Here is a 5,287-nt window from a genome sequence, read left to right on the forward strand (position 1 = left end):
TTTGGAAAAACATGCCAAAAGAAAACAAAGGACACATTCATAAATCATATTAAGCCTGGATCGCATCTTATACATGACAAAGAAAAAAGTCATAAGATTCTGATAAAAGAATTGAAACTAAGTGATGAATCATATGATGCAAATAAGCTAAAAAAATGCAAAGATAAAGATAATCCATTGAATCCCATAAACAGGCAGTGTTACTTACTAAAACGATTTCTAAGATCTCATCCAGGATTTTCTAGAGATGATATACAGCATTACATTAATCTATATTGCTTTATATCCAATCCCCCAGCTGATAAGCTAGAAAAGGTCGAAATGGTACTAAATAGCGCCATACACCTTACCAAATCATTAAGATACAGAGATTTCTATGCTTCAAAATCCCGATAAAATAAGGATTTTGAGGTTTTTAGTAGGCTCACTGTGCAAATAATGATTTTAAAAAAAATTAACAAGCATTATGGTAGCAAAATCAAACAGAAGTTAATTTTCAAGAACGCTTCAGTAGAAGATAATTTTCTAATGTTATCTATATACTTAAATAAATATAATGATAATCTTCCGGAAATAGATAGACTGAATACTCTTATAACAAAATGTTTAAAAAATAATGTTTCAGCAGGTGGTTATGAAGATGAACTTAACTTTGAAAAAGAAAAGACCATGACATTACCTTTGCAGAAGTTCTATCTTCGATTCAAAAAGGATATTAGCAACTTAATAAAGAGCAATGATAAAGAAATTTTTAGTGACATGATATTTGAATATTTTAACAACAATAAGCAACTTGCAAAAAAATATATGAAAACAGTAGCTAAAATTTCTAATGAAACAAAATCAATAAATGTTTCGCACAAAAGAATCATAAGAGAGAGTGAGAAACATAAGGAATATGTTAAATACTATAAAGAGTATATGGATATTGTTAAAACCTATACAAAGTTCACTAACGAAACTCTTGAAATGGGGAAATTCAACTATTATTTGAAGAATTCAAAGAACATCAATAATACATTTTATTCATTAATTTCAGATATATATTTGGAAGTGTTATATAGTATTTCAGCTTCTGAAGACAATCAAAAAATTATATTGAATCTTACTGCATTAAGAAATTTATTTTATGACAAGAAAATGATTAAGGGAACTGATTGGAAAGTGGTTTTTAGAAATCAAAACTCTCTTATAACCATAGAAAAGCTCGAGAAACATATTTTAAACAAAAAGAAACAAATTGATTTTAATATGTTGAAAAATATGGAGTTAATCAACGATAGTTTTAATGTTTAATAAAAAAACTTGCTGATCCATTTTTGGAAGCAAGTTTTTTTATTCTTTATCAAGTTTCAAAATATCATTAGGGGTGCAATCTAAGATTACGCATAAACGTAGCAAAGTTAATACCGTAATATTTTGGTTATGTTTCAATCTATTTAATGTTTTATTATCTATCCCATTTTTTAATAAATAATACTGTGAAATATCTTTCTTTTTCATTGTCTCCCATAAAGGTTCATAGTTTATAATCGTAATCACCCTCTTTGATTACAATTATATATATTAAACACAAATGTCATATTGTGATTATGTCCACAATAGATTATAATAAATAATATATTTAATTAAAAAAATATATTTTTTTAAAACTTTTTTTATATTCAAATTGTCTATATAATAAGAGAGGAGGAAATTTTGTTTAATTATGGAAAATAATGGGAAGAAAAGAAATAATTCATATCATAAAAGATAGCCTGAATTATTTAAATGATAAAGATAAAGAAAATATAGATAAATTATATATTTCTATTTTTATCAAAATCATTACTAATTTAAGAGGAGAAGAAAGTTAATGAAAATAAAAAATGATGAAGATTTAATAAAATATGCAAAAAAAGGAAATGAGGAAGCTATTAAAATCATTTACGATAACACATATCAAAAAAGTTATATCATTGCCAAATCAATGCTAAAAAATGATGAAGATATTGCAGATGTATTGCAAAATGCTTATGTTATTGCATTTACAAAACTTGATCAAATTGAAAATCCAAAGCTATATAAATCATGGATTTACAAAATTGTGAATAGAACATGTTTAAATGAATATAAAAAGAGAGTGGATATTCCATTCTCTGATATTGAAGAAAAATACCAAGTAGATATAGAAGATACAAATCAAGAATTTATTCCTGATGAAAAAACTAATTATGAACATGATAAAGAAATTATTCGTGAATTTATTAATGAATTACCTTTTGAACAGAAAAGTGCATTAATAATGAAATATTTTGAAGAATTAAAAATAAAAGAAATTGCTGAAATATTTGAATGCAGTGAAAATACCATCAAGAGTAGAATTAACTATGCGAAAAAATCTCTTGAACAGAAAATTCAAACATATAAACAACAAGGTAATACACTATTTGCATTACCACTTATTCCTTTCATTGGATGGATTTTAAAAGAAGATGCAAAAGCTACAGAAATTCCCAAACTTGTTTTAAACACTTCTAGTTGTGGCTTTTTAGAACAAATTATATCTAAAATAAAAGAAATAACTCCACAAAAAAAGCTTATAAGTAAAGCAATAGCAAGAAAAGCAATAATTACATGTTGTTCTTTAACAGCAGTTACTGGTGGTGTAATTGCATATAAAAATAATCAAAAAAATAAAATTCAAACTACACAACCTACAATTAATGAAAACTTAGAACAAAATGTAACATCGAATGATAATCAAATAAATGAATATATATTTCCAAATAGTGATAAAGAATATCTTACTAGTGAAGACATTGAATCAATATCTGAATCAATGTTACCTTTTGCAAGAAATGAGATATTTGCTAGACATGGTAGAAAGTTTGCTGATGAAAAATATGCAAATTATTTTGAAAGCAAGAACTGGTATAAAGGGACTATAGAGCCTGAAGAATTTGATAAAAGTTATATGCAAAATTTAAATGAATACGAAAAATACAACATCAATTTTATTCAACAAACCGAAAATAAATTAAATATCTATACTACAGCAAACAAATATTATCATGATTTTTTAAAATACTATCAAGATTTTGAAAATAATAATTTTTCATTTGAAGATGCCGAATTAGTTAATACAGGCTTATATACTCTACAACAAAATACAGATGAAAAAATAATTTTATATTATACAATTATTGATATAAATGATGATGACATACCAGAATTGTTCATAAGCGATAAAACTACATTGTATAATGGCTACACAGTTGCTTCAGATGGTCAAGTCTGGCCACTATTTGGTAGTAGTTTAGAGAACGGAATAGTAGGTGAAAGAATTTTGTATAATATTTGCTCTAATGGTATGATTAGGAAATTTGCTAGTGGTGGAGCACTTTCTAATGTCTTGTCTTATTACTATCTTAAGCCACATAACTTTAAACTAGAAGCTGAAATTTCAATATCACAAGATGAAAACAATTATTATTTTGCAGATTGGGATGGCGAAAATGCATATTTTATTGATAATGCAACAGAATCTGATTATGAAGAACTAAAGAATAAATACGCTGTCAGAACTGATTTAATTTGGTTAAAATTATCTGAATTTGAATAATGGGGAGAGTTTAAAATATATGGAAACAAATAAAATGGAAATAAGTTTAAAAACAAAAAAACAAATAATCTTTAATCAAAGAAAAACAAAATTTTTATTACTAGGTATTGTGATAGTCATTCTTTTATGTAGTGGCTTAATAATATTTTTTAAAAAAAGTTTAAATCCATTAAACGGATCATGGTATTTTTATTCACGTATAACTGATGAGAAAGAAGAAATCGTTGAAAATAACGATTCATTAGGTATTGAAACTTTCGAAAGAATAAATATCGAATGTCAAAATGATAGTTTGTCTTGGGAAATCATCACAAGAGAAAATGGTGAAATAAAACCAAAAATATCAATGAAAATGAAAGATAATTTAGAATTTTATTCAGATGGAATGTGTGTTGAATTAAAAAAACTGGATAATAGTTTTGAAGGAAAATATGATATCGAAGGTGAGTGGGAAGCATTTTCTTTTCAAGACACAAGAGAGGATGCTGATAGATATAACGATAATTCAGAGGAAATGGATTTTTTCTTAAGTAACAAAGTAGAAGAAAATAAAATTATTTGTTCAATGATTTTAAATAAACAAAAAAAGGATTTAATATTTGAATTGAAAGATGAAAATTTGGAAGTTGATTTGGTTGATGAAAAAAGAATTTATAAAAAGGTGGATGCAAATAATGATTTTGTTTTAAAAAATACATATTTGTCTTTAGAATATGGTGAACAACTGTCAACGAATATTCATGATTACATAGATTCTGATTTAACAAATAAATCCCTAATTTCCAAAATAAAGATGGATACTTCAAACATAAAAGTTGAGAAGGACAAAAATTATCCACAAATAGGTGAATACGAAATAGCTTTTACTTATAAAGATAAAAAAGAGATCATATATCTTTATGTAAAAGATACAACTGCACCAAATTTTATCAATTTAAAGAATGAATTAGAATTTGAAAAAAATAAAAAACCTTCTGAAAAGGAATTATCTAACAAATTTAATGCAAAAGACCTTGATAAATGCACTATATCTGTTGATGATTCAAAAGTTGATTATTCAAAACTAGGTATATATGAGGCTACAGTAACGGCTGAAGATGAATCCGGAAACACGACTACTGAAGACATTACAATAAATATAGTTAATAAAATTGGTCAGAAACTTGAAAAAGTGGAAAATGAAGATGAAGCTCTTGATATTGTAGTAAATTCAGAACATTATAAAAACATTATAAAACGTTTAAACCTTAAAAGCACCCCATTCTTTATGTGTGACACTGATACCACAAATGGTATGAATGGTTATGTTATTTATTCTAGAGTTGATAATCCTGCAGCTGGAGAAGGAATTACAAATCATGTTGCAACCTACTTTGTATCAGAATATGGTCAAATTTTTTGGTATGATATAATGAATGGTGATGAATTAGTTGAAGTAGATTAACAAAAAGGAGTATAAATAATTATGCAAAATTTTATTAAAAACCAAAAAAATAAATTTTTAATTTTAATTTTTATCATTGTTATAATTTGTTTAATTACTACATTTCTTATTATCACAAACAATCCAATACATTTAAAAGAAAAAACAAAGACTTTGGAATATGGAAAAACTTTATCTACAAATATCAATGATTATATTGATACTGAACAAACAAATAAAGATATAGTATCTGACATCAA

5 protein-coding genes and 1 pseudogene are annotated in these 5,287 nt (G+C 25.5%); 5 read left to right on the top strand and 1 reads right to left on the bottom strand.

Going from position 1 to position 5,287, the window contains the following annotated elements:
- A partial coding sequence (locus B5G32_RS14035) for a hypothetical protein (protein WP_204209756.1) occupies positions 1-396 on the top strand: 396 nt, incomplete at its 5' end.
- A 33-nt stretch (positions 397-429) separates the two neighbouring features.
- On the top strand, positions 430-1,296 hold the full coding sequence (locus B5G32_RS13095) for a hypothetical protein (protein WP_143746664.1): 867 nt from the start codon (positions 430-432) through the stop codon (positions 1,294-1,296).
- 39 nt (positions 1,297-1,335) lie between these two features.
- On the opposite strand, the gene B5G32_RS13100 is transcribed toward B5G32_RS13095, so the two are convergent.
- Positions 1,336-1,503 carry a helix-turn-helix domain-containing protein gene (locus tag B5G32_RS13100; RefSeq protein WP_239386261.1) on the bottom strand — a complete coding sequence of 56 codons (168 nt, stop codon included), beginning with the start codon at positions 1,501-1,503 and terminating at the stop codon, positions 1,336-1,338.
- Between the two features lie 352 nt (positions 1,504-1,855).
- On the opposite strand from B5G32_RS13100, the gene B5G32_RS13105 reads away from it, so the two are divergent.
- The 3 genes and pseudogenes from B5G32_RS13105 to B5G32_RS13115 form a co-directional block, all read left to right on the top strand.
- The gene (locus B5G32_RS13105) at positions 1,856-3,604 is read left to right on the top strand and encodes a sigma-70 family RNA polymerase sigma factor (protein ID WP_087936911.1); all 1,749 of its coding nucleotides are present in this window, start codon (positions 1,856-1,858) and stop codon (positions 3,602-3,604) included.
- Between the two features lie 19 nt (positions 3,605-3,623).
- Positions 3,624-5,048, top strand: a complete 1,425-nt coding sequence (locus B5G32_RS13110) for a hypothetical protein (RefSeq protein ID WP_087936912.1) — start codon at positions 3,624-3,626, stop codon at positions 5,046-5,048.
- Positions 5,049-5,069: 21 nt separating this feature from the next.
- Positions 5,070-5,287: pseudogene (locus B5G32_RS13115) on the top strand (CAP domain-containing protein); the annotation flags it as partial.

The organism is Massilimicrobiota sp. An80 (assembly GCF_002159255.1).
In the GTDB taxonomy this organism is placed as follows: domain Bacteria; phylum Bacillota_I; class Bacilli_A; order Erysipelotrichales; family Coprobacillaceae; genus Allocoprobacillus; species Allocoprobacillus merdigallinarum.

What these genes read in the sequence shown, in the direction of transcription:
- B5G32_RS13110 (WP_087936912.1), top strand. Translation starts at nt 3,624, where the DNA reads ATGGAAACAAATAAAATGGAAATAAGTTTAAAAACAAAAAAACAAATA.
- B5G32_RS13100 (WP_239386261.1), bottom strand. Translation starts at nt 1,503, where the DNA reads ATGAAAAAGAAAGATATTTCACAGTATTATTTATTAAAAAATGGGATA.
- B5G32_RS13105 (WP_087936911.1), top strand. Translation starts at nt 1,856, where the DNA reads ATGAAAATAAAAAATGATGAAGATTTAATAAAATATGCAAAAAAAGGA.